The sequence below is a fragment of the Pseudoalteromonas shioyasakiensis genome, from assembly GCF_024518675.1.
GTDB lineage: Bacteria > Pseudomonadota > Gammaproteobacteria > Enterobacterales > Alteromonadaceae > Pseudoalteromonas > Pseudoalteromonas shioyasakiensis_B.
The window spans coordinates 58,332-78,622 of sequence record NZ_JANIGL010000010.1; the positions used below are offsets into that span (position 1 = coordinate 58,332).

The window sequence follows — 20,291 nt, forward strand, 5'->3', positions numbered from 1 at the left end:
TCTATGGTAGACTCTCACACAAGTTAAATTTAACAGATGGGTTTACTATGGATAAATTAGCCGTTTCATACGCCGAACATATTGCAACACTGCAACAGCGTACTCGTACTATTATTGATCGTGAAGGTTTAGAAGGTTTAGTGATCCACTCAGGTCAAGCTAAACGCCAGTTTTTAGACGATATGTATTACCCGTTTAAAGTTAATCCTCATTTTAAAGCTTGGTTACCGGTCATCGATAACCCTCATTGCTGGATTGTGGTAAATGGCAGCGATAAACCAAAATTAATTTTTTATCGCCCCGTTGATTTTTGGCATAAAGTACCTGATGAGCCAAGAGATTTTTGGGCTGATTACTTTGATATCGAGCTATTGCTTAAGCCTGATCAAGTTGAAAAACTACTACCTTACGATAAAGAAAAGTATGCGTATATCGGTGAATATTTAGAAGTAGCTCAAGCACTGGGTTTTAGTGTTATGAACCCAGAGCCTGTAATAAATTACTTTAACTATCATCGTGCATATAAAACACAGTACGAGCTTGAGTGTTTACGCCAAGCAAATCGTATTGCAGTAGATGGTCATAAAGCAGCGCGCGATACTTTCTTTAATGGCGGTTCTGAGTTTGATATTCAGCAAGCTTATCTGGTTGCGACACGTCAAAGTGAAAACGAAATGCCCTATGGTAACATCGTTGCACTTAACGAAAATTGCGCTATTTTGCATTATACCCACTTTGATCCTGTGACGCCTAAAGAGCATAAATCGTTCTTAATCGATGCTGGTGCTAACTTTAATGGTTATGCCGCTGATATTACTCGTACTTATGACTTTAAAAAATCGGGTGAGTTTGCCGATTTGATTAACGTTATGACTGAGCACCAAATTGCATTAGGTAATGCGTTAAAGCCGGGCTTATTATATGGTGAGCTACACCTTGATTGTCACCAACGTGTGGCGCAAGTACTGAGTGACTTTAATATTGTTAAGTTATCAGCAGATGAGATTGTAGAACGCGGTATTACTTCAACCTTCTTCCCGCATGGTCTTGGTCACCACCTTGGTTTGCAAGTCCACGATATGGGCGGCTTTATGGCAGATGAAAGTGGTAAGCATCAAGCACCACCAGAAGGCCATCCGTTCTTACGCTGTACTCGTTTAATAGAAAAAAACCAAGTGTTTACTATTGAGCCTGGTTTATATTTTATTGATTCATTGTTAGGCGATTTAGCGCAAACAGATAACAAGCAGTTTATTAACTGGGAAAAAGTTGATGCGTTTAAACCTTTTGGTGGTATTCGTATCGAAGATAACATCATAGTTCACGAAGATAGCTTAGAGAATATGACTCGCGACTTACACTTAGATTAAGTGATAAAGAAGCAAGATAAGGGGCCTGTTGGCCCCATTTTTTTGGTTGAGTATTTGGTTAGTTAAAAAATGTCAGAATATAAATATCCCGCAGCGGATGTGTTTCATCAAGAAGAAATAAAAAAAAGCACTTTTATAGTGCATATTGCACACACTCCTGATCTTGATGCGGCGAAAGCATTTATTAAAAGTATCGAAGAAAAATACGCCGATGCACGACATAACTGTTGGGCGCATGTTGCTGGAAACCCTGGTGGCAGCCATGTGTATGGGTTTTCAGATGATGGTGAACCCAATGGCACTGCAGGTAAACCAATGTTAAATGTATTAGTGGGCTCTGGCTTGGGTGAAATTACAGCAGTTGTTACCCGTTATTTTGGCGGGATTAAGTTGGGGACTGGTGGTTTAGTGCGAGCTTATGGCGGCTCATTGAATAACGCGTTGGTAAAGCTAGCAACTGTGACTAAAGTACCCAGTGTGGAGCTTACAGGGGTTAGTGATTATGCTGTGCAAGGCGCTATTGAACAATTATTAAAAACTAAATACCAAGTACTTAATATAGAAAAGCAATTTACTGCTAATATTGAATGGGGTATTACTATAGATAGCCGCGAAGCCACTCAGGCTATTAAAGATATTTATGATTTGAGCCATGGGGCGGTTGAGTTAAAAGTTAAACAGTAAGACAATAACCAACAGTTAATAACAAAAACCTAACTAAGCGATAGCTCAATGCAATTTCGTACTATAATAAAAATTCTTGGCCAACTTGTTGTACTGTTTAGTATAACTATGGTGCCGCCAGCTGTTGTATCGCTGATATACAAAGATGGTGGTGGTGTCCCTTTCGTTTTAGCGTTTATCTTTAGTGTTGTTATTGGCTTAATGGCATACTATCCGAACCGACAGCAACGGGGAGATCTAAAAGCGCGCGAAGGCTTTTTAATTGTGGTGCTGTTTTGGCTCGTGTTAGGGGCATTCGCTTCAATTCCTCTTATATTCTTACAAGAGCCTAACTTATCCTTGGCAGATGCCGTATTTGAAGCATTCTCAGGCCTGACTACCACAGGAGCCACGGTATTAACGGGTATCGAATACCTTCCTAAATCTGTTTTATTTTATCGTCAACAGTTACAGTGGCTGGGCGGTATGGGGATCATCGTACTTGCTGTTGCTATTTTACCTATGCTTGGTGTTGGTGGCATGCAGCTATACCGCGCCGAAATTCCAGGCCCGGTTAAAGATTCTAAAATGACTCCACGTATAGCCGATACAGCGAAGCACCTTTGGTATATTTATGTGTCTTTAACTATCACATGTATGCTGGCATATTGGGCAGCTGGAATGGATTGGTTTGATGCTATTTGCCATGCGTTTTCAACCATCGCAATAGGTGGTTTTTCAACTTATGATGCATCAATGGGGCACTTTAATAGCCCATTAATTAATTTTATTTGTGTGGTGTTTTTAATTATTGCTGCGGTTAACTTTACGCTGCACTATGCCGCTGTTGCGAGTCGCAATTTACAAGTTTATATTCGCGATCCAGAATTTAAAGTATTTTTATTTATTCAACTAGCACTGGTTGTCGTATGTTTTACTGTTTTGTCATCTAATAACATCTACGAAAACGGTGATAAAACACTGGACCAAGCCTTGTTTCAAGCAGTATCAATGAGTACAACAGCTGGCTTTGCCACGGATACCTTTTCTGCTTGGCCGTTATTTTTACCCATCTTATTAATATTTTCGAGCTTCATTGGTGGCTGTGCGGGCTCAACCGGTGGTGGTATGAAGGTTGTGCGGGTATTTTTACTGTATTTACAAGGTGTGCGTGAACTCAATCGATTAGTTCATCCTCGCGCTATTTATTCAATAAAGTTAGGCCGTAAAGCGTTGCCAGACAAAGTGGTTGAAGCAGTGTGGGGATTTTTCTCGGCGTATGCCTTAGTGTTTGTGATTATTATGCTGGCACTAATGGGAACCGGTATGGACAACATTACAGCCTTCTCAGCGACAGCTGCTTGCTTAAATAATTTAGGCCCTGGGTTGGGCGAAGTGGCAAGCCATTATGGAGCTATCAGCGATACTGCTAAGTGGCTATTAACCATTGCTATGGTGTTTGGTCGGCTAGAAATATTTACTTTGCTTGTGCTATTTACACCAACATTTTGGCGTGGTTAGTTCAGACTTTTGGGTTATCGTTGTTAAGCCTGTAGTTGGGTTAATATAATAACTTGGTCAATATATAAAATATGGTGAAAGGGAATGCCAAAAACGAAACTGCAACTTAATTTAGAAAAGCTTGCGCTTATTACTGCCGGAACCATTGTTGATGTTGAAATATTAACGCCAACAGACAGCAAGCGAGTAAAAACAGAGTTCGTTGGACTTCTTAATGATCGTTTTATTGTCCTTAATTACCCATCGGTTCGACGCTTACCTAATGCAGGTGAGTATCTTCAAGATGGTGTGGTGCTTATAATCAGGGCGGTGCTTGAAAGTGGCGGTGGGCAGGTGATTGCTTTTCGTCAACAAGTGATGTCGGTTGCCTCTCACCCTGCAAAATTAATATTTTTAAACTTTCCAAAACAAGTGCAGATGTTTAGTTTACGTTCGCACACTCGTATACCAACATTACTCCCAGCTGCAATTAAGTTTAGTGATGATCGCGAACAGCAAGGGATCATCAAGGATATCTCTGCGACGGGGGTAATGTTTGAGATAAAAAGTAAAGACGATTTATCTGCTACTAAAAACACTCAATGTAATATTTTGCTCAATAAAGAGAATCAAGGAATGCGGGAGTTTAGCGGAGAAATTTGTAGTGTTCGCAGTTTAGCGACCCATGTACAGTTTGGGGTTCAGCTTCATGCCAGCGAAGATGAAATGAAAAAGTTTATGAAAGACCATTTTATCGACCTCTCTGTTTTAGAGCCTTTAGTGTGAGCTGACATTGATGATATTCGCTATTTTGCAACAAATTTGCGCATACTTATAAATTGCAACGAGTTCCATACTTGCCCCTTTCTAAATAAATTGTATCGTCATGTTTATTAAGTGCTTTTATTTTTTGTTTTTAGCTTGTTGTTGTAATAGGTTATCGTTTTCTTATTGATTTCTTCATTTAATCGACTCATTTTAAGCTGTTTAATCCATTTTAATGATTTTTTGTATCTTTTAACTTCCTGCTAACTATTTGAATTAAGTTAAAAATAATAACACCTCCATGAAACTGTTGCTAAAAAGCAACAATTTCATGCTTTGAAAATCAATAGACTCCCAAAAAGCAATGTAACAGGCTGATATTAATGGTTTTTATAATGTTGGCACCGAAGTTGTAATAGTCATCGTGAACAAACGAAACGCGAGATTAAGTCGCAACCATAACTTGAAGGAATATAATTATGAATACGTTAAATAAAACATTAGCTCTTATTGCATTAGCTTCATCATCAGTAGCATTCGCAGGGACAGATTTTGATACGTTGGATATCGACGGCAGTGGTGCAATTAGTCAAAATGAAGCATCGGTTGATACTGAGCTTCTAAGCAAGTTTGCTGAGCTTGATACTGATGGTAACGGTGAGTTATCAAAAGAAGAATATTCGAAAGCATAACTGAGCTTATCCTGAGTTGCCAATGAGAATCTAAGTGGGCAAGGAGCTCATGACAAAGGATAGCAAGGATAGTGGAACTAAAGTTTAAGCATTTTTTTGATAGTACATTGAAGGATTATATTATGAATACATTAAACAAAACATTCGCACTTATTGCACTTGCATCTTCATCTGCGGCTTTTGCGGCTGCTGACTTCGATGAATTAGATATTGATGGCAGTGGCGCACTTAGCCAGCAAGAAGCATCAATGGGTGGTATTACCTCAGCAACATTTGCTGAGCTTGATACTGATGGTAATGGAGAGTTATCAAAACAAGAGTTCGATAACGCATAAGTTTATCATTCACCTACTCAAAACGGATTTTACCCAAAATTAAAGCAGCCAACCCCAGGCTGCTTTTTTCATCTTTAATAGGTCAAGTATACAAGGTCACTGAACGAGTTTATTATCATGGTAGTTTTGACTACACATGGAAGTAAATTATGTTTGAGTTATTAGCTTATACTGCACTTATCGCAAGTGTTTGGATTGTAATTGGTGTTTTTATTGTAGCTAAGCGCTACCCTGGTTATAATCATAAAAAACAGTTTTGCAGTGAGCTCGGCGCAACAGGAAGTGCGACTGAAAAATTATCGCCCCTTATAAACAACTACCCATTAGGCATACTTTTTTGCGCTTTTGGCTGGTATGTAATTAATCTTGAAAACGTCCCTTTTTTAGTTGCTTCAGTGGGTTGGCTATCTATTATCCATGGTATAGGAACTTGGGTCGCTGGGTATTTCCCCATGGATGCAGACCCTTATATTAAAACGCCCTCTATAACTTGCCAAATCCATTCCTGGGCAGGCTTGGTTATGTTGTTGTCGTTATTGATCGCGCCAATTTTAATCGCTATAAGTGATTACCTGCCCATTAGCTTTAGGGGATTTTCAGCCTGCACTGTTTGTGTCACCTGTTATTTTAGCTTCAGACTAGCTAAAGCATTTAAACAGCGCACAAATGCAGGGGCTTTTCAAAGGCTAGCATATGGTGTGCAGTTAATTTGGCTAAGCGCTTTTTCATTAACTATTTAAGTTTACTGTTTTTAGTATCTGGGTGTAGGGGCCATATTTAATGCTAGACGATAAATTAAAAGTGGAATTTAACGCACCGACCATTGAAGAATATATTTTTTTGAGAGAAAAAGTAGGATGGGGTGAGGTCGATGAGCAGATGGCAAGTATTAGTTTGCATAACTCACTATTTCATGTCGTGATCCGTCAAAAACAGCGACTGATTGGTATGGGTCGCGTAATTGGTGATGGAGGTTTGTTCTTTTATGTTCAAGATGTGGTTGTCAGTCCTGACTTACAAGGGCAAGGTATAGGCACATTAATTATGGATAATATTGAAGAATACTTATCGGGCATAGCAAAAAAAGGTGCAACGGTAGGGTTGTTTTCAGTTAAAGGGCGGGAGAGTTTTTATAATCGTTATAGTTACCGTGATAGACCTAATACAGTATTAGGCTGCGGGATGTGTAAATTTATATAAGGCGGGAGTTCTAATGTCTGAGTATAGTGCGAAAGTGACTTGGTCACGCAGCCCTAGCGAATCGTTTATAGATAATAAATATAGCCGAGGTCATCAGTGGCAGTTTGATGGTGGTGCGGCCATTGAAGCCTCGTCATCGCCACATATTGTGCCATTACCTTACTCAGTTGCTGAAAATGTTGACCCCGAAGAAGCCTTTGTAGCCTCACTTTCGAGTTGTCATATGTTGTTCTTTTTATCAATCGCTGCAAAAAAGCGGTTTGTGGTTCAGAGTTATACCGATAATGCTGTTGGCGTAATGGAAAAAGGGGTTGATAACCGTATGGCTATGACTGAAGTTGTATTAAAGCCGTGCGTTAAGTTCTCTGGTGAACAAGCAACAGCGGAGCAGCTTGAAGAAATGCATCATCAAGCACATGAACTATGTTTTATTGCTAATTCAGTAAAGACCAAAGTGACTACTGAGGTTGTTTTGTAAAATAAAATGCAGTGATTTAAATCACTGCTTTCGCTTATTTGCAACAAACCCTACCTATTTCGCAAATATACTTTATTAAATTATAAAAATTTATAAATTAAACTTAAAACCAATTAATAATCAGTATCTTAACCTTTGAAAATAATTTGGCTAATTTCTTTTAAAAATGCTGTTCAGCAAACGTTTACCTCCATTTCAGCTAAGAAAACAGTTTTAACTATCCTTTATTAAATATTGTGTCTTTTTTATTAATTCTAACCCTTTGAAAATAAGCGTTTTTATTTTTAGTGGGAGTGTGGTGTTGCAAAACAGCAACATATATTTCAGTAAAAAATCATATTTGTTGTTATTTAATGTCTTAACTGTCTGTTTTTTATTGTTTTATTAATCTTGGCATCGAAGTTGTAATAGTTAACTCGAATGAAACGAAAACGTGGTTAAGCTTTTAATCGCATCGTACATAAACTTTGAAGGAAGATTGATTATGAACACATTAAATAAAACCTTAGCACTTATCGCACTAGCTTCTTCATCAGCGGCATTTGCTGCTACCGATTTCGATACGCTTGACGTAGATGGCAATGGTGTTATCAGCCAAAGTGAAGCGTCAGTAGATGCTACATTAATGAGTAAATTCACAGAGCTGGATACCGATGGTAACGGCGAACTTTCTAAAGAAGAGTTTTCAAAGGCTTAATAGAGCCACAGGGATCTTAGAAAAGGATTTCCACTCTTACTAATTCAAGCACTAACAGATAGAAATTGAAGGAACTTTATTATGAACACATTAAATAAAACATTTGCACTTATCGCGCTTGCATCTTCATCAGCCGCTTTTGCGGGCACAGACTTTGACACTTTAGATGTTGATGGCAGTGGCACAATTAGTCAGCAAGAAGCATCAGTCGATGCGGCTATCTCAGCAAAATTTATGGAACTAGACACTGATCAAAATGGTGAGCTTTCTAAAGAAGAGTTTGCTAAAGCCTAATGGCAGTCAGCTGATCGTTTTAGCTATTTAGATTCTGAGTTGCCCAAGACAACCTAAATAGGCAAGGAGCCTATGACAAAGGATAGCAAGGATTCAAACCATTTTTTATAAAACTTTTTTGTTAAACAGTGAAGGAATATAAATATGAAAACATTAAATAAAACATTTGCACTTATCGCCCTTGCATCTTCATCAGCAACGTTTGCTGCAACAGATTTCGATACCTTAGACGTAGATGGCAATGGTGCTATTAGTCAAAGTGAAGCATCGGTGGATGCTGCATTAATGAGTAAGTTTACAGAGCTTGATGCCGATGGTAATGGTGAGCTTTCAAAACAAGAGTTTTCAGAAGCTTAATGTGAATTTTATCGCATAATGGATCTCTGAAAAGGATTTCTTACCCTTTATTTATTAGGATACTGATTATGAAACATATTAATACAACACTCGCTATTATTGCCCTTGCAACTTCATCAGCTGCTTTTGCTGCTGTGAGCTTCGACACATTCGATACTGATGGCGATGGCGTAATTAGCCAAAAAGAAGCCTCTGTGAATGCGCAACTGGTTGAAATTTTTTCGGCGTTAGATACTGACCAAAATGGCGAACTTTCAAAAGAAGAGTTCTCTAAAGTACAGTAGTACTGTTTGTAATTGAAAATACGGTAATTTCACTTCATATACGTTAAAGCAGCTTTACCTATAAAATAGGTAAAGCTGCTTTTTTAGCATTACAAGAATATGGCGCTAACTTGGAATAGTTTTTCAACGACAGTGATGTGCTTTTTATCGATTAAGAACATGATAACGTGGTCGCCAGAATGGATGATGGTATCGTCATGGGCTATGAGTACATCGTCGTTACGTACTATGGCGCCAATGGTGGTACCTGCTGGGAGCTTGATATCAGCAATAGCGCGACCAACTACTTTTGAGGTATGTTCGTCGCCATGGGCTACCGCTTCAATTGCTTCTGCAGCACCTTTACGTAATGAATAAACATTAACAATGTCACCACGGCGTACATGAGTAAGTAATGCTGAGATTGTGGCTTGTTGTGGCGATATCGCTATGTCTATTTCGCCGCCTTGCACTAAATCTACGTATGCGCCGCGCTGGATCAGCACCATGGTTTTTTGTGCCCCCATGCGTTTTGCTAGCATGGCTGACATAATATTTGCTTCATCATCGTTCGTTACCGCGATAAACACGTCAACTTGCTCGATATGTTCTTCTGAAAGAAGCTCTTGATCAGAGGCGTCGCCGCAAAACACCACTGTATTATCAAGCATTTCTGAAAGTTGTTCAGCTCGCTCTTTACTGCGTTCAAGCAGTTTTACACTGTGGTTTTTCTCTAAAGAGCGGGCAAGGCCTGCACCTATATTACCGCCGCCGGCAATCATTATTTTTTTATACGAACGTTCAAGCTTCTGTAACTCATTCATTACCGCGCGAATATGCTTTGTCGCCGCAAGGAAGAATACTTCATCATCGGCTTCTATCACAGTTGTGCCCAGAGGTTTAATTGCTTTACCTTGACGATAAATAGCTGCAACACGGGTTTCAACATTGGGAATATGCTCTTTTAAGGCTGATAGAGCATAACCCACCAACAGCCCGCCGTAGTACGCTTTTACAGCCACTAACGACAACATACCATCGCCAAATTGTAATACTTGTAAAGCGCCGGGGTAATCGATTAAACGGCGAATATACTTAGTCACCAATTGCTCAGGCGCAATATAGTGATCAACCGGTAAATCATCGTTTTGGAATAGCTTTTCACGGTACTTTAGATATTGCTCAGAACGAATACGGGCAATTTTAGTGGGTGTATTAAAAATACTGTAAGCCACTTGGCAGGCCACCATATTGACTTCGTCTGAGCTGGTAACTGCAATGATCATATCGGCGTCTTCAGCACCGGCTCTGCGTAATACATCGGGATGAGCGCTGTGGCCAGTAACACCTTGTAGGTCGTATTTGTCTTGTAACTCACGTAAACGGTTGCCATCAATATCAACAACTGTTATTTCGTTTTGTTCACCTACCAAATTTTCAGCGAGTGTGCCGCCTACTTGTCCGGCGCCGAGTATGATTATTTTCATTGGCTATCTTATGCGATTTTTTTTATAAGCTTGGCATAATAGAAACCGTCACTCTCACCAGGCAGTAATTGCAGGCCTGGGTTTGTAGCGGTGTCGTTATCATGTAGCGGTATATGCTCAACATCAGTGTTGTTTGCTAAAAACTTAGCAACTTGCTGTTGATTCTCTTGTGGTAATACTGAGCAGGTTGCATAAATTAATGTGCCACCTGGTTTTAATAATGGCCAGATGCTATCTAAAATATCACCCTGTAGCGCAGCCAAGTCGTTAATATCGGATGCTCGACGTAGCCATTTTATATCTGGGTGACGGCGAATAACGCCGGTTGCAGAGCAAGGTACATCTAACAAAATGCGGTCAAACTGTTGCTCATCCCACCATGTATGTGGCTGTGATGCATCGGCACACTGTAAATCTGCGCCTAAACCGATACGCGTTAAGTTTTGCTTTACGCGTTCAAGGCGGGTTGCATCGCTGTCTAGCGCTAATACATCAGCATCGGCGAGTTCTAAAATATGACAGGTTTTACCGCCAGGCGCTGCACAGGCATCAAGTATGTGATCATCATCTTTTGGGTCTAACAAGCGTGCAGCTAGTTGGGCTGCAGCATCTTGCACTGAGCAAGCGCCAGTATCAAATTCAGGTAGTGAGAACACATCGCGCGGCTTATCAAGTTTAATACCATCAACAAAGTCAGGGTTTACAGTGTGTTCAATATCATTTGCGCTTAGCATTTCACTGTATTGAGCGGTACTGTACTGCGCTTGATTCACACGCAACCACATAGGAGCTTGTAGCTGATTCGCCTCTAAAATTTGTTCCCATTGTTCAGGGTAGGCTTCTTTAACTTGCTTGATAAACCAGTTTGGGTGGTTGTATAAACATACTGGGATTTGCTTGGCTTTTTCTTCAAGTTCACTTTGTTGGCGTTGAAAGCTACGTAAAATAGCGTTGATCAGACCTTTTAGGCCAAGCGCTCTAAGCTGTGCTAAAGCATTGACTGTTTCACTAATTGCGGCATGGGGTGGCACCCGCATATGTTGTAGTTGGTAAATACCCACATACAACAAAAACTGAAAAATACGGCGCTTTCCTTTGAGAGGCTGCTCAACCAAATGTTGGCAATAATTTTCTAAACTGGGTAAATAACGAAGTACGCCATAGCAAATTTGTTGCAATAAGGCTTTATCTTTAGGTGATAAACCTTGGCTAGCAAAAGGCAGCTCCTGATTGAGGGATGCACCTTTGTCTACTACGTTATATAAAGTTTCGGCGGCAAGCGCCCTGACATTACTCATTGATTTCGCCTATTTGTGTGCCAGGGGTTACCCAGTCTGAGCGCCCGTTTAAAAAGTCTGTTACTGCCATTGGCTTTTTACCTTGCGGCTGTAATTGGGTTATTTTGAGTGCGTGTGTGCCACAAGCGACAACAACACCGTGTTTGTCACTGTGTAAAATAGTCCCTGGTGTTCCTTGTTGTTCAACCACATCGGCTTGATAAATTTTTACCGTGTTTTCACCCATTTTGGTAAAGCACACGGGCCAAGGGTTGAATGCACGAATATTTCGCTCAATTTGTATTGCATCCATAGACCAATCTATATTCGCTTCGTCTTTAGAGAGTTTTTTAGCGTAATTCGCCTGTTCGTCATCTTGTACTTGTGGGGTTATCTCACCATTGGCTAATTTGGCTATGGTTTCGACAAGTGCCGTTGGCCCTAATTCAGCCAGTTTAGTGTATAAGCTGGCGCTGGTTTCAGTGGTTGCAATAGGGCAGCGGCTAATATGTAGCATATCACCGGTATCTAACCCTTCGTCCATTTGCATTATCGTTACGCCAGTTTCATCGTCGCCGGCCCAAATTGCGCGCTGAATCGGCGCTGCACCACGCCAGCGTGGTAAAATTGAGCCGTGGACATTTAAACAACCAAGGCGAGGAGCCTCTAAAATTGCTTTAGGCAGTAATAGTCCGTACGCAACGACGATCATGATATCTGCATTCAAGCTGCTTAATTCAGCAAGGGCATCGTCAGTTTTCAATGAAGCAGGTTGAAAAATAGCTAACTGATTAGCTAAAGCCAACTCTTTTACTTCGCTGGCTTTAAGCTTTTTACCACGCCCAGCGGGGCGGTCTGGTTGACTATAAACACCTACAATTTGGTGCTCAGAATCGATAAGGGCTTGTAAATGGCGCGCTGCAAAATCCGGCGTACCTGCAAAAATAATGCGTAGTGGTTTTGTCACTGAGTTTTCCTAAGGTGCTTATGACTGTGCTGCAAATTTAGCTTCTTTTTCAAGCTTTTTACGAATACGTTGACGCTTTAACGGCGATAAATAATCGATAAATAGCTTACCTTTAAGGTGATCAAGCTCATGTTGAATGCAAATAGCTAACAGCTCGTCAGCATCAAGGCTAAATTCTTCGCCTTGTTCATTGAGTGCGGTAATGGTAACGGTTTCTGCGCGATCTACTTTTGCGTAAGAGTGCGGTACTGATAAACAGCCTTCTTCACTCACTGTTGCGCCATCTTGCTTGGTAATAACAGGGTTAATTAAAACCAATGGTTCGTTGCGTTCTTCAGAGACATCGATCACCACAATACGTTGATGAATATCAACTTGTGTTGCGGCTAGTCCAATGCCGTTTTCATCATACATAGTTTCCAGCATGTCTTTAACAATTTGGCGCACTTGGTCGTCAACTTGTGTAACGTCTTTAGCTATTGTACGTAAACGCTCATCTGGAAATCTTAAAACTTCTAACCTAGCCATAGTAACCTTTTCACTTGTGCATAATATAGGGTATTGTATGCTCTTATTTTAGCCATTCGCGTTCACCTTTAACAGGTTTTGGTTAATAATAATGAAAAAACACCACAAGGAAGCCAAATGAAATACCCTTTTTTAGCGGCATTGCTTACATTAAGCACTGCTTTTTCGTCTTATGCAGACGTGTTATCTATAAAAAAAGATGCGCCTAAACAATATGTTGTGAAAAAAGGCGACACTTTATGGGATATTTCTGCTATTTATTTGAGCGAACCATGGTTATGGCCAGAACTTTGGCAAATGAATCCGCAAATTAATAACCCACACTTAATTTATCCCGGTGATGCACTGTCTTTAATATATGACGAGCACGGAAACCCGCGATTAGTTATCAATACTGGTTACAAAAAACTTTCTCCGCAGGGGCGAATAACGCCAAAAGGTAAGAATGCAATACCGACATTGCCACTTGAACTACTGCGCCCTTATTTGACTTATGAGCAAGCAATTAGTGGTGATGATATTGCTGATAAGCCATACATATTAGGCGCAAATGAGAATACTAAAATGAACACCAAAGGGCATATTGTGTATGTAAAAGGAAATTTAAAACAGCACGAAAGCTATGCCATTTATCGAAAAGGTGACGCTTATAAAGATATCAATAGCGATGAAGTCTTAGCTTATAAATCAGTGCTAGTGGGTATTGGTAGAGCATTTCGTGGTGGAGATGTCGAAAATGGTATTCCGGCGTCAGTTCGGATTGAGAGTGTCAAACAAGAGGTCCGCTCAACAGATTTCTTGCTACCAGCGATGGAAGGGCAAGCGCTTCCTGCCTTTTTTACTATGAAGCGCCCAGAGCAAGTATTAGAAGGCAACATAATTGCCTCTATAAATGAGTTGCGAGAATTTAGCACAATGGATATTGTAGTGCTAAACTTAGGTACTGATCAGCAAGTTGAACCTGGTCATATTTTAGATATAGAGCGTCAATCTCCAACGGTATTTGATGGTCGCAATGGCCCACGATATAAAGAAGACTCAAATAGTTTGGAAAAGCTGATTACAGATACCAGTGAGTTTTTTGGTGTTGAAGCTGATGAAGACGCTACAGTTTGGCATATGCCTAAAGAAAAAGTCGGTGAGTTAATGGTGTTTAAAGTATATGACAACGTTAGCTATGCCTTAATCGTAAAAAATCAGCACCCAATCCGCGTCGGTGATTTTGCAGTTATAAATTAATACAGGTTTGAGTGCTCTAAGGAGAGAGCATGGAACAGTCTTACGGCAAGCTAACTCATTGGCTTGCTTTTTATTTATGTAAAGGCCTAGGCGTTAAAACCTTACTTGCCTTAGCGCAAAAGTTACCCTTAGCAGATATATTTACCCTTTCTCATGAGCAGTTACTTGCAATGGGTTTAAATCAGCAGGTTGCCACTAACTTATGTGCGATAGATTGGGCGCAAGTTAAACAATACGAAACCCTAATCAACCAAGCAGATATTCAAGTCATAAGCTATTTTGATACACACTATCCACCTTTATTAAAAGAAATTGCCAGCGCTCCATTATTATTATTTTGTCGTGGTAACAGTGAGTTATTACTGAGCCCGCAAATTGCCATAGTAGGTAGTCGCAATGCGACACCAATTGGTCTTGAAATAGCTGCGCAATTTGCCCACCAATTAACTGCTGCAGGTTTTACTGTAACTTCAGGGATGGCATTAGGTATAGATGGCGCTGCTCATAAAGGAGCTTTAGCGGGTACAGGAAACACAATTGCAGTACTAGGTACCGGGGTTGATATTTACTACCCTAAGCGCCATAGATTATTAACAGAGCAAGTATTAAAAAGTGGTCTGTTGGTCAGTGAGTTTTTACCAGGTACTGCCGCTAATGCGAATAACTTCCCTCGACGCAACCGCATTATTTCAGGGCTCTCGTTAGGAGTCTTGATTGTAGAGGCTGAGATTAAAAGTGGTTCTCTCATTACGGTACGCTACGCACTAGAGCAAAATAAAGAAGTCTTTGCAGTACCCGGCTCAATTAAAAACCCGCTTTCACAAGCAAGCCATTTTTTAATAAAGCAGGGGGCAAAGTTAGTCGAAAATGTCAGTGATATCTTAGAAGAAGTGAGCTTTTTTAACGAAAACAGTCTATATAATATAGAAGAGCCGATTGAAAATGAGTCTGAATGTATTGTGCTTAAAAGTGTCGGTTTTGAAGTAACACCAGTTGATGTAATTGCTCGGCGCTGTGAGTTGCCGATTGACAAAGTGCAAACTCGTTTACTTGATCTTGAATTAGACGACAAAGTCGAGCGGGTTTTAGACGGCTATATCAAGTTAGGAGCAACATAATATGTTCGATATTCTTATGTATTTGTTTGAAAATTATATCCACAGTGAAGCTGAAATTTTTGTAGAGCAAAATGAGCTCACCGACGAGCTATTACGTGCAGGTTTTAATAAACCTGAAATTTATAAAGCTCTTGATTGGCTTGAGCAACTTGCTGACTTACAACATAGTGACGAAGTGCCCTATTTAAATGCCTACCCGCAGCATGCCGTACGAATCTTTACTGATAGCGAATGTCAGATGCTTAGTACCGAGTGTCGAGGCTTTTTAATGTTTGTAGAGCAAATAGGGGTTATTAATAATGTAACCCGAGAAATGGTAATGGACCGATTATTTGCTTTAGACAAACCTTATATTGGCCTTGATGACTTAAAATGGGTTGTGTTGATGGTATTGTTTAATGTGCCAGGCTCTGAGCTTGCTTATTCACAAATGGAAGATCTTATTTTTGATGAGTCTGCCGAGGTATTACATTAACTTGTATCTTTAATTAGTTTGGGTATATTAGGCGAAAATTAGCCAACTGCTTTGGAATCACATGAGTAAAATAGATCATTCGCTTTTCTCTGCTAACCAGCATGCCCTCGAAAAAGAATACGAAGTTTGCCCTCAGTGTGGTTCTGAATTAGTGATCCGTAATAGTAAAAGCGGCCCTTTTCTCGGTTGTGCTAGCTACCCAAAGTGTGATTTTATTCGTCCGTTGGCTCAGCACGATACACAACAAATTAAAGTACTTGATGATAGCCCATGCCCTGAATGCGGTAACCCGCTGGTGGTGAAAAATGGCCGTTACGGTATGTTTATTGGTTGTACGGGTTACCCCCAGTGCCATTATATTGTTCATGATGAAAAAGAACCCGATGAAGAAGTGCTACCCGCTTGCCCTAAATGTAAAAAAGGTCAACTAGTTGCACGTAGCAATAAATTTGGCAAAACTTTTTTCTCGTGCGATAGCTACCCAAGTTGTAAATACACCCTTAACCACAAACCGATTGAGCATATTTGTCCCCAATGCCAATGGCCAGTGATGATGCAAAAACAAATGGCTAATAGTGTTGTGTTACAATGCCCACAGAAAAGTTGCTCACATAAAATTACAGTCAGTGAGTAACACGCTTAAACTTTATTGTATTTGGAGATTTGTGTGACAGATCCAAACTCTTCACCTTTAACTGCTATTGAGGCATTAAAGCAAGGTGGTGTAATTGTTTACCCAACAGAAGCTGTATTTGGCTTAGGTTGTGACCCAGATAATCAACAAGCCGTAGAAAGCTTATTAGCAATTAAGCAGCGCCCAGTAGAAAAGGGGCTGATTTTAATAGCAGATAATTACGGTCAGTTATTAAAGTATATTGATGATGCAAAAATTCCAATGGATAAGCGTGCAGATATTTTCTCTAGCTGGCCTGGTGCGATTACTTGGGTTATGCCCGCAGCTAAAACCACGCCAAAATGGTTAACAGGCCAGTTTGATACTATTGCTGTACGTGTTACCAATCACCCAACGGTAAAGCGGTTATGTCAGGATTTAGGTAAGCCTTTGGTTTCAACCAGTGCAAACTTATCGGGACAAGATACGGTTACTAGCATTGCCATGGCTAAAAGCGAATTTGCAGAACAGGTGGCTTTTTATGTTGATGAGCCGCTGGGTGGCAACACACAACCAAGCACAATCAAAGATGTAATGACAGGTAAGGTATTTAGAGGATAAGCAATGCACAGTGATCTACTCGAACAAGTAAAAAGCTATTTAATGGCGTTGCAAGACAGTATCTGCCAAGGTTTAGAGCAAGCCGACGGTAAGGCAAAATTTGTTGAAGATTCATGGCAACGTGCAGAGGGCGGCGGTGGCCGGACTCGAGTAATACGTGATGGTAATGTGATAGAGCAAGGTGGTGTTAACTATTCGCACGTTTTTGGTGCATCAATGCCTGCATCTGCAACAGCGCATCGCCCTGAACTTGCTGGCCGTAGCTTTCATGCTTGTGGCGTATCATTAGTTATTCACCCAAAAAATCCACATATTCCAACTAGTCACGCTAATGTCCGTTTCTTTATTGCTGAAAAAGATGGCGAAGAGCCTATTTGGTGGTTTGGTGGTGGTTTTGATTTAACACCATTTTACCCAGTGTTTGATGATGTTAAGCATTGGCACCAAGTTGCTAGTGACCTTTGTGCGCCATTTGGTGATGACGTATACCCGAAATATAAAAAGTGGTGTGATGAATATTTTTATATCAAACACCGCGACGAAACCCGTGGCGTTGGTGGCTTATTCTTTGATGATCTCAATGCACATGGGTTTGAAAAGAGCTTCGCCTTTATGCAAGCTGTTGGTAATGGTTTTTTAGATGCCTACTTACCTATCATTGAACGACGTAAAAATGATGAATACAACCAGCAACAGCGTGACTTTCAGTTATACCGCCGTGGCCGCTATGTTGAGTTTAATCTAGTGTGGGATAGAGGAACCTTGTTTGGTTTGCAAACCGGTGGACGAACCGAATCAATATTAATGTCGATGCCACCTCTGGCACGCTGGGAGTACAATTATAAACCTGAGTCAAATAGTGCGGAAGCTCAGTTATATCAATATTATTTACGTCCTCAAGAGTGGCTAAATACTTCGCCAAGTGACTTAATTGCCAGAGACTGGCAGTTATAAGTTTAAATCATGTTAGGCGCTAATAAAGCGCCTTTTGTGCTTAATGCTGGTTAATCATATGACTAGCTAGTTGCTCAAGTGATTTACGTAGCCCTTCACGCAGTAATGGGTTGTCAATTTGCTCATCCAGAGCTTTATTCATGCAATGCATCCATTGATCGCGCAAGTCCTGATCAATCGGGAATGGCATATGGCGCTTTCTTAGCATAGGGTGGCCGTGCTTTTCGACAAATAAGTCTGGTCCACCTAACCAACCAGATAAAAATTCAAAAAACACTTGGCGTATACGGTCTAATGGTTGAGGATGCATATCATATAACGGTTTAGCGTATTCATCGCTCGCCATAATATCGTAGAATCTATCAGACAGCGCACGTGCTCCTTGTTCACCGCCCATCATCTGGTATGGTGTTTTTTCTGGTGTAGGGGCTTGTTGCGGCTCTACTGGTTTCGATTTTGAGAAAAGTCGTCTAATCATAATTTTATCATCGTTAATTAACAGTTGTTTACTGTGCAAAGAGGTTGCTTGAACATGGACAAATACGCGGTTTTTGGAAACCCAATCGAACACTCAAAATCACCCGCTATACATACGCAATTTGCAGTCTCATTGGGTGAACAAATTGACTACCGTGCAATATTAGCACCGATTGATGGCTTTAAAAAATCAGTCACCGAGTTTTTTGCACAAGGTGGTCTAGGAGCGAATGTGACCATGCCATTTAAAGAACAAGCTTTTGAGTTAGTTGATGAGCGTACTGAACTTGCAACTATCGTTGGCGCAGTGAATACCATTAAATTACTAGCTGACGGTCGTTTACTGGGTGATAACACCGATGGCGTAGGCTTTGTGAATGACTTGCTTGCAAATAAAGTAGCAATAAAAGATAAGCGTATTTTGCTGATTGGTGCTGGTGGTGCAGCCCGTGGTGTGGTGTTACCGCTATTAGCTCAGCAGCCTAGTGAAATTGTTATTGTAAATCGTACTGCGGCAAAAGCTAAAGCGCTTGCTGAATTATTTGCACAATATGGAAAAGTAACCGGTTATGGTTTTGATGATTTGCCAGTAAGTGATTACTCGCTAATTGTAAACTCAACATCTAGTAGTATGCTTGGTGAGCTACCTGCGCTTGATACTAAGCACCTTAGTGGCTGTGATTGTGTTTATGATATGTTTTATTCGCTTAAAAACACTTTATTTATGCAATGGGCACAAGACTATAAAGCCAATATTTCAGTTTTAGATGGCAGTGGTATGTTAGTAGGTCAAGCCGCACAAGCATATTATGTGTGGCGCAATAAGATGCCAGAGATATTACCCGTAGTTAGTGCATTAAAAGCAGGGGAGCTTACATGAATCAAGCTATTCAATTTATAGACAGAGTTGAGTTTAATGAGCAAACTCAGCTATTAACCTTTTATGCGCAAGTTAGTGGACTCATGGTTGAGTGTATTGTGAATACGCAAAGCTTATCAATCTCAGATATGACAGCAGCAAAACAACATTTTGAATCACTGCGTTTTGATTATGAAGAGCTTGCTGAGCAACTTATCGAAGATGAAGAGTATAACTCAGCAGGGAAAATAGAGATAAAGGCACTTACTTAGCTTTCTGCTAAATACTCGTCTTTTAGCTCAACATAGTTATTTGCAGAGATTTTTAAAAAGCTAAGTTCTTGCTCTGTTAAGGGGCGAGCTTGCTTTACAGGGCTACCAACATAAAGGTAGCCCGATTCTAAACGTTTATTTGGCGGCACTAAAGAACCACCTCCAATTATTACATCATCTTCGACAATAGCATTATCCATAACAATAGCGCCCATACCAACTAAGATACGATTACCCAAACGACAGCCGTGTAACATTACTTTATGACCAACTGTAACATCATCGCCAATAATCAGTGGATAACCGTCTGGGTTGCTTTTACTTGAGCGAGTTAAATGCAACACGCTGCCATCTTGTATATTAGTGCGTTCACCAATGCGGATATAGTTAACGTCACCGCGAGCAGCAACTAATGGCCAAACACTGCTGTGATCACCCAATATGATATCACCGACCAATACTGCCGATTCATCTATATAGACAGATTGAGTAAAAGTAGGAGTAACTCCTTTATAAGAACGGATAGTCATAGAACACCTAATAAAATAAAAGCTATTAAAACTGATGATAGCAGTAGAGCTTACAAAATGGCCAGAGAGGAAGTGAATTGACTACTAAACTAGCTGTTTTAAGGTGTTTCGGTCGTAAATCGAACGAACAGTACTTTATTTCAAGTTTTCTTTAAAAAACGCTTGCGTAAAAATCTGTTCTCCCTATAATGCGACCCCACTGAGACGGCAGAGCGCAACGCATAGCGGGGCATGAGCTACTCAGAGTGTTAAGTAAAACT

27 protein-coding genes are annotated in these 20,291 nt (G+C 40.4%); 21 read left to right on the plus strand and 6 right to left on the minus strand.

Annotation, left to right across the window (positions count from 1 at the left end):
* The first annotated feature begins 47 nt into the window (after positions 1-47).
* The 13 genes from pepQ to NQT69_RS18930 all read left to right on the plus strand — a co-directional run bounded on the left by pepQ (position 48) and on the right by NQT69_RS18930 (position 8,635).
* A complete protein-coding gene (gene pepQ, locus NQT69_RS18870; protein ID WP_256829204.1) occupies positions 48-1,370 on the plus strand; it encodes a Xaa-Pro dipeptidase in 1,323 nt (440 codons plus the stop codon).
* 69 nt (positions 1,371-1,439) lie between these two features.
* Complete coding sequence (locus NQT69_RS18875) at positions 1,440-2,054, plus strand: YigZ family protein (RefSeq protein ID WP_256829205.1); 615 nt, start codon at positions 1,440-1,442, stop codon at positions 2,052-2,054.
* A gap of 48 nt (positions 2,055-2,102) precedes the next feature.
* Complete coding sequence (locus tag NQT69_RS18880; protein WP_256829206.1) at positions 2,103-3,554, plus strand: TrkH family potassium uptake protein; 1,452 nt, start codon at positions 2,103-2,105, stop codon at positions 3,552-3,554.
* An 84-nt stretch (positions 3,555-3,638) separates the two neighbouring features.
* Positions 3,639-4,319: a flagellar brake domain-containing protein gene (locus NQT69_RS18885; RefSeq protein ID WP_256829207.1), complete on the plus strand. Its 681-nt coding sequence runs from the start codon at positions 3,639-3,641 to the stop codon at positions 4,317-4,319.
* Between the two features lie 458 nt (positions 4,320-4,777).
* Entirely contained in the window at positions 4,778-4,990 is a 213-nt protein-coding gene (locus tag NQT69_RS18890; protein WP_256829208.1) for an EF-hand domain-containing protein, read from the plus strand.
* Between the two features lie 122 nt (positions 4,991-5,112).
* Positions 5,113-5,325, plus strand: coding sequence for a calmodulin (locus NQT69_RS18895; protein WP_256829209.1), 213 nt, complete (start codon positions 5,113-5,115; stop codon positions 5,323-5,325).
* Positions 5,326-5,474: 149 nt separating this feature from the next.
* On the plus strand, positions 5,475-6,065 hold the full coding sequence (locus NQT69_RS18900) for a DUF998 domain-containing protein (RefSeq protein ID WP_256829211.1): 591 nt from the start codon (positions 5,475-5,477) through the stop codon (positions 6,063-6,065).
* A gap of 40 nt (positions 6,066-6,105) precedes the next feature.
* On the plus strand, positions 6,106-6,525 hold the full coding sequence (locus tag NQT69_RS18905; protein ID WP_256829212.1) for a GNAT family N-acetyltransferase: 420 nt from the start codon (positions 6,106-6,108) through the stop codon (positions 6,523-6,525).
* A 13-nt stretch (positions 6,526-6,538) separates the two neighbouring features.
* Entirely contained in the window at positions 6,539-7,003 is a 465-nt protein-coding gene (locus NQT69_RS18910) for an OsmC family protein (protein WP_256829213.1), read from the plus strand.
* Between the two features lie 484 nt (positions 7,004-7,487).
* Positions 7,488-7,700, plus strand: a complete 213-nt coding sequence (locus tag NQT69_RS18915; RefSeq protein WP_256829214.1) for an EF-hand domain-containing protein — start codon at positions 7,488-7,490, stop codon at positions 7,698-7,700.
* Positions 7,701-7,781: 81 nt separating this feature from the next.
* Positions 7,782-7,994, plus strand: a complete 213-nt coding sequence (locus tag NQT69_RS18920) for a calmodulin (RefSeq protein ID WP_256829215.1) — start codon at positions 7,782-7,784, stop codon at positions 7,992-7,994.
* A 144-nt stretch (positions 7,995-8,138) separates the two neighbouring features.
* Positions 8,139-8,351: a calmodulin gene (locus NQT69_RS18925; RefSeq protein ID WP_256829217.1), complete on the plus strand. Its 213-nt coding sequence runs from the start codon at positions 8,139-8,141 to the stop codon at positions 8,349-8,351.
* Between the two features lie 68 nt (positions 8,352-8,419).
* Positions 8,420-8,635, plus strand: coding sequence for an EF-hand domain-containing protein (locus tag NQT69_RS18930; RefSeq protein ID WP_256829218.1), 216 nt, complete (start codon positions 8,420-8,422; stop codon positions 8,633-8,635).
* A gap of 89 nt (positions 8,636-8,724) precedes the next feature.
* On the opposite strand, the gene trkA is transcribed toward NQT69_RS18930, so the two are convergent.
* The 4 genes from trkA to def are packed head-to-tail and all read right to left on the minus strand — an operon-like array spanning position 8,725 to position 12,873.
* Complete coding sequence (gene trkA / locus NQT69_RS18935) at positions 8,725-10,101, minus strand: Trk system potassium transporter TrkA (RefSeq protein WP_256829219.1); 1,377 nt, start codon at positions 10,099-10,101, stop codon at positions 8,725-8,727.
* 8 nt (positions 10,102-10,109) lie between these two features.
* A complete protein-coding gene (rsmB, locus tag NQT69_RS18940; RefSeq protein WP_256829220.1) occupies positions 10,110-11,399 on the minus strand; it encodes a 16S rRNA (cytosine(967)-C(5))-methyltransferase RsmB in 1,290 nt (429 codons plus the stop codon).
* Positions 11,392-12,345, minus strand: coding sequence for a methionyl-tRNA formyltransferase (fmt, locus tag NQT69_RS18945; RefSeq protein ID WP_256829221.1), 954 nt, complete (start codon positions 12,343-12,345; stop codon positions 11,392-11,394). The genes rsmB and fmt overlap by 8 nt, the downstream gene beginning before the upstream one ends.
* An 18-nt stretch (positions 12,346-12,363) precedes the next feature.
* Positions 12,364-12,873, minus strand: a complete 510-nt coding sequence (gene def / locus NQT69_RS18950; protein ID WP_256829222.1) for a peptide deformylase — start codon at positions 12,871-12,873, stop codon at positions 12,364-12,366.
* Positions 12,874-12,990: 117 nt separating this feature from the next.
* Between def and NQT69_RS18955 the strand changes: the two genes are divergently transcribed.
* The 6 genes from NQT69_RS18955 to hemF all read left to right on the plus strand — a co-directional run bounded on the left by NQT69_RS18955 (position 12,991) and on the right by hemF (position 17,893).
* Positions 12,991-14,112, plus strand: a complete 1,122-nt coding sequence (locus NQT69_RS18955; RefSeq protein WP_256829223.1) for a LysM peptidoglycan-binding domain-containing protein — start codon at positions 12,991-12,993, stop codon at positions 14,110-14,112.
* Between the two features lie 29 nt (positions 14,113-14,141).
* Positions 14,142-15,230 (plus strand): DNA-processing protein DprA, encoded by a 1,089-nt coding sequence (gene dprA / locus NQT69_RS18960; protein ID WP_256829224.1) that lies wholly within the window; start codon positions 14,142-14,144, stop codon positions 15,228-15,230.
* 1 nt (position 15,231) lies between these two features.
* Positions 15,232-15,705, plus strand: coding sequence for a DUF494 family protein (locus NQT69_RS18965; RefSeq protein ID WP_256829225.1), 474 nt, complete (start codon positions 15,232-15,234; stop codon positions 15,703-15,705).
* Positions 15,706-15,766: 61 nt separating this feature from the next.
* Positions 15,767-16,339: a DNA topoisomerase family protein gene (locus NQT69_RS18970; protein ID WP_256829226.1), complete on the plus strand. Its 573-nt coding sequence runs from the start codon at positions 15,767-15,769 to the stop codon at positions 16,337-16,339.
* Positions 16,340-16,372: 33 nt separating this feature from the next.
* Positions 16,373-16,939 (plus strand): L-threonylcarbamoyladenylate synthase, encoded by a 567-nt coding sequence (locus NQT69_RS18975; protein ID WP_256829227.1) that lies wholly within the window; start codon positions 16,373-16,375, stop codon positions 16,937-16,939.
* Between the two features lie 3 nt (positions 16,940-16,942).
* Entirely contained in the window at positions 16,943-17,893 is a 951-nt protein-coding gene (gene hemF / locus NQT69_RS18980) for an oxygen-dependent coproporphyrinogen oxidase (protein WP_256829228.1), read from the plus strand.
* A gap of 40 nt (positions 17,894-17,933) precedes the next feature.
* On the opposite strand, the gene NQT69_RS18985 is transcribed toward hemF, so the two are convergent.
* Entirely contained in the window at positions 17,934-18,371 is a 438-nt protein-coding gene (locus tag NQT69_RS18985; protein WP_256829229.1) for a group II truncated hemoglobin, read from the minus strand.
* A gap of 54 nt (positions 18,372-18,425) precedes the next feature.
* Here NQT69_RS18985 and aroE point away from each other — a divergent pair, with 54 nt between their 5' ends.
* Positions 18,426-19,250, plus strand: a complete 825-nt coding sequence (gene aroE / locus NQT69_RS18990) for a shikimate dehydrogenase (RefSeq protein WP_256829230.1) — start codon at positions 18,426-18,428, stop codon at positions 19,248-19,250.
* On the plus strand, positions 19,247-19,501 hold the full coding sequence (locus NQT69_RS18995) for a DUF1488 domain-containing protein (RefSeq protein ID WP_256829231.1): 255 nt from the start codon (positions 19,247-19,249) through the stop codon (positions 19,499-19,501). The genes aroE and NQT69_RS18995 overlap by 4 nt, the downstream gene beginning before the upstream one ends.
* On the opposite strand, the gene NQT69_RS19000 is transcribed toward NQT69_RS18995, so the two are convergent.
* Positions 19,498-20,031: a gamma carbonic anhydrase family protein gene (locus NQT69_RS19000; protein WP_256829232.1), complete on the minus strand. Its 534-nt coding sequence runs from the start codon at positions 20,029-20,031 to the stop codon at positions 19,498-19,500. The genes NQT69_RS18995 and NQT69_RS19000 overlap by 4 nt on opposite strands.
* Between the last annotated feature and the right edge of the window lie 260 nt (positions 20,032-20,291).

Bases quoted from the DNA above. Each gene is read 5' to 3' on its own strand.
- NQT69_RS18915 (WP_256829214.1), top strand. From the start codon at position 7,488: ATGAACACATTAAATAAAACCTTAGCACTTATCGCACTAGCTTCTTCA.
- NQT69_RS18880 (WP_256829206.1), top strand. From the start codon at position 2,103: ATGCAATTTCGTACTATAATAAAAATTCTTGGCCAACTTGTTGTACTG.
- NQT69_RS18930 (WP_256829218.1), top strand. From the start codon at position 8,420: ATGAAACATATTAATACAACACTCGCTATTATTGCCCTTGCAACTTCA.
- NQT69_RS18955 (WP_256829223.1), top strand. From the start codon at position 12,991: ATGAAATACCCTTTTTTAGCGGCATTGCTTACATTAAGCACTGCTTTT.
- hemF (WP_256829228.1), top strand. From the start codon at position 16,943: ATGCACAGTGATCTACTCGAACAAGTAAAAAGCTATTTAATGGCGTTG.
- NQT69_RS18885 (WP_256829207.1), top strand. From the start codon at position 3,639: ATGCCAAAAACGAAACTGCAACTTAATTTAGAAAAGCTTGCGCTTATT.
- rsmB (WP_256829220.1), bottom strand. From the start codon at position 11,399: ATGAGTAATGTCAGGGCGCTTGCCGCCGAAACTTTATATAACGTAGTA.
- NQT69_RS18970 (WP_256829226.1), top strand. From the start codon at position 15,767: ATGAGTAAAATAGATCATTCGCTTTTCTCTGCTAACCAGCATGCCCTC.
- NQT69_RS18875 (WP_256829205.1), top strand. From the start codon at position 1,440: ATGTCAGAATATAAATATCCCGCAGCGGATGTGTTTCATCAAGAAGAA.
- NQT69_RS18910 (WP_256829213.1), top strand. From the start codon at position 6,539: ATGTCTGAGTATAGTGCGAAAGTGACTTGGTCACGCAGCCCTAGCGAA.
- dprA (WP_256829224.1), top strand. From the start codon at position 14,142: ATGGAACAGTCTTACGGCAAGCTAACTCATTGGCTTGCTTTTTATTTA.
- NQT69_RS18920 (WP_256829215.1), top strand. From the start codon at position 7,782: ATGAACACATTAAATAAAACATTTGCACTTATCGCGCTTGCATCTTCA.
- NQT69_RS18890 (WP_256829208.1), top strand. From the start codon at position 4,778: ATGAATACGTTAAATAAAACATTAGCTCTTATTGCATTAGCTTCATCA.
- NQT69_RS18985 (WP_256829229.1), bottom strand. From the start codon at position 18,371: ATGATTAGACGACTTTTCTCAAAATCGAAACCAGTAGAGCCGCAACAA.
- NQT69_RS18900 (WP_256829211.1), top strand. From the start codon at position 5,475: ATGTTTGAGTTATTAGCTTATACTGCACTTATCGCAAGTGTTTGGATT.
- trkA (WP_256829219.1), bottom strand. From the start codon at position 10,101: ATGAAAATAATCATACTCGGCGCCGGACAAGTAGGCGGCACACTCGCT.
- NQT69_RS18965 (WP_256829225.1), top strand. From the start codon at position 15,232: ATGTTCGATATTCTTATGTATTTGTTTGAAAATTATATCCACAGTGAA.
- NQT69_RS18925 (WP_256829217.1), top strand. From the start codon at position 8,139: ATGAAAACATTAAATAAAACATTTGCACTTATCGCCCTTGCATCTTCA.
- def (WP_256829222.1), bottom strand. From the start codon at position 12,873: ATGGCTAGGTTAGAAGTTTTAAGATTTCCAGATGAGCGTTTACGTACA.
- NQT69_RS18905 (WP_256829212.1), top strand. From the start codon at position 6,106: ATGCTAGACGATAAATTAAAAGTGGAATTTAACGCACCGACCATTGAA.
- aroE (WP_256829230.1), top strand. From the start codon at position 18,426: ATGGACAAATACGCGGTTTTTGGAAACCCAATCGAACACTCAAAATCA.
- NQT69_RS18895 (WP_256829209.1), top strand. From the start codon at position 5,113: ATGAATACATTAAACAAAACATTCGCACTTATTGCACTTGCATCTTCA.
- pepQ (WP_256829204.1), top strand. From the start codon at position 48: ATGGATAAATTAGCCGTTTCATACGCCGAACATATTGCAACACTGCAA.
- NQT69_RS18995 (WP_256829231.1), top strand. From the start codon at position 19,247: ATGAATCAAGCTATTCAATTTATAGACAGAGTTGAGTTTAATGAGCAA.
- NQT69_RS19000 (WP_256829232.1), bottom strand. From the start codon at position 20,031: ATGACTATCCGTTCTTATAAAGGAGTTACTCCTACTTTTACTCAATCT.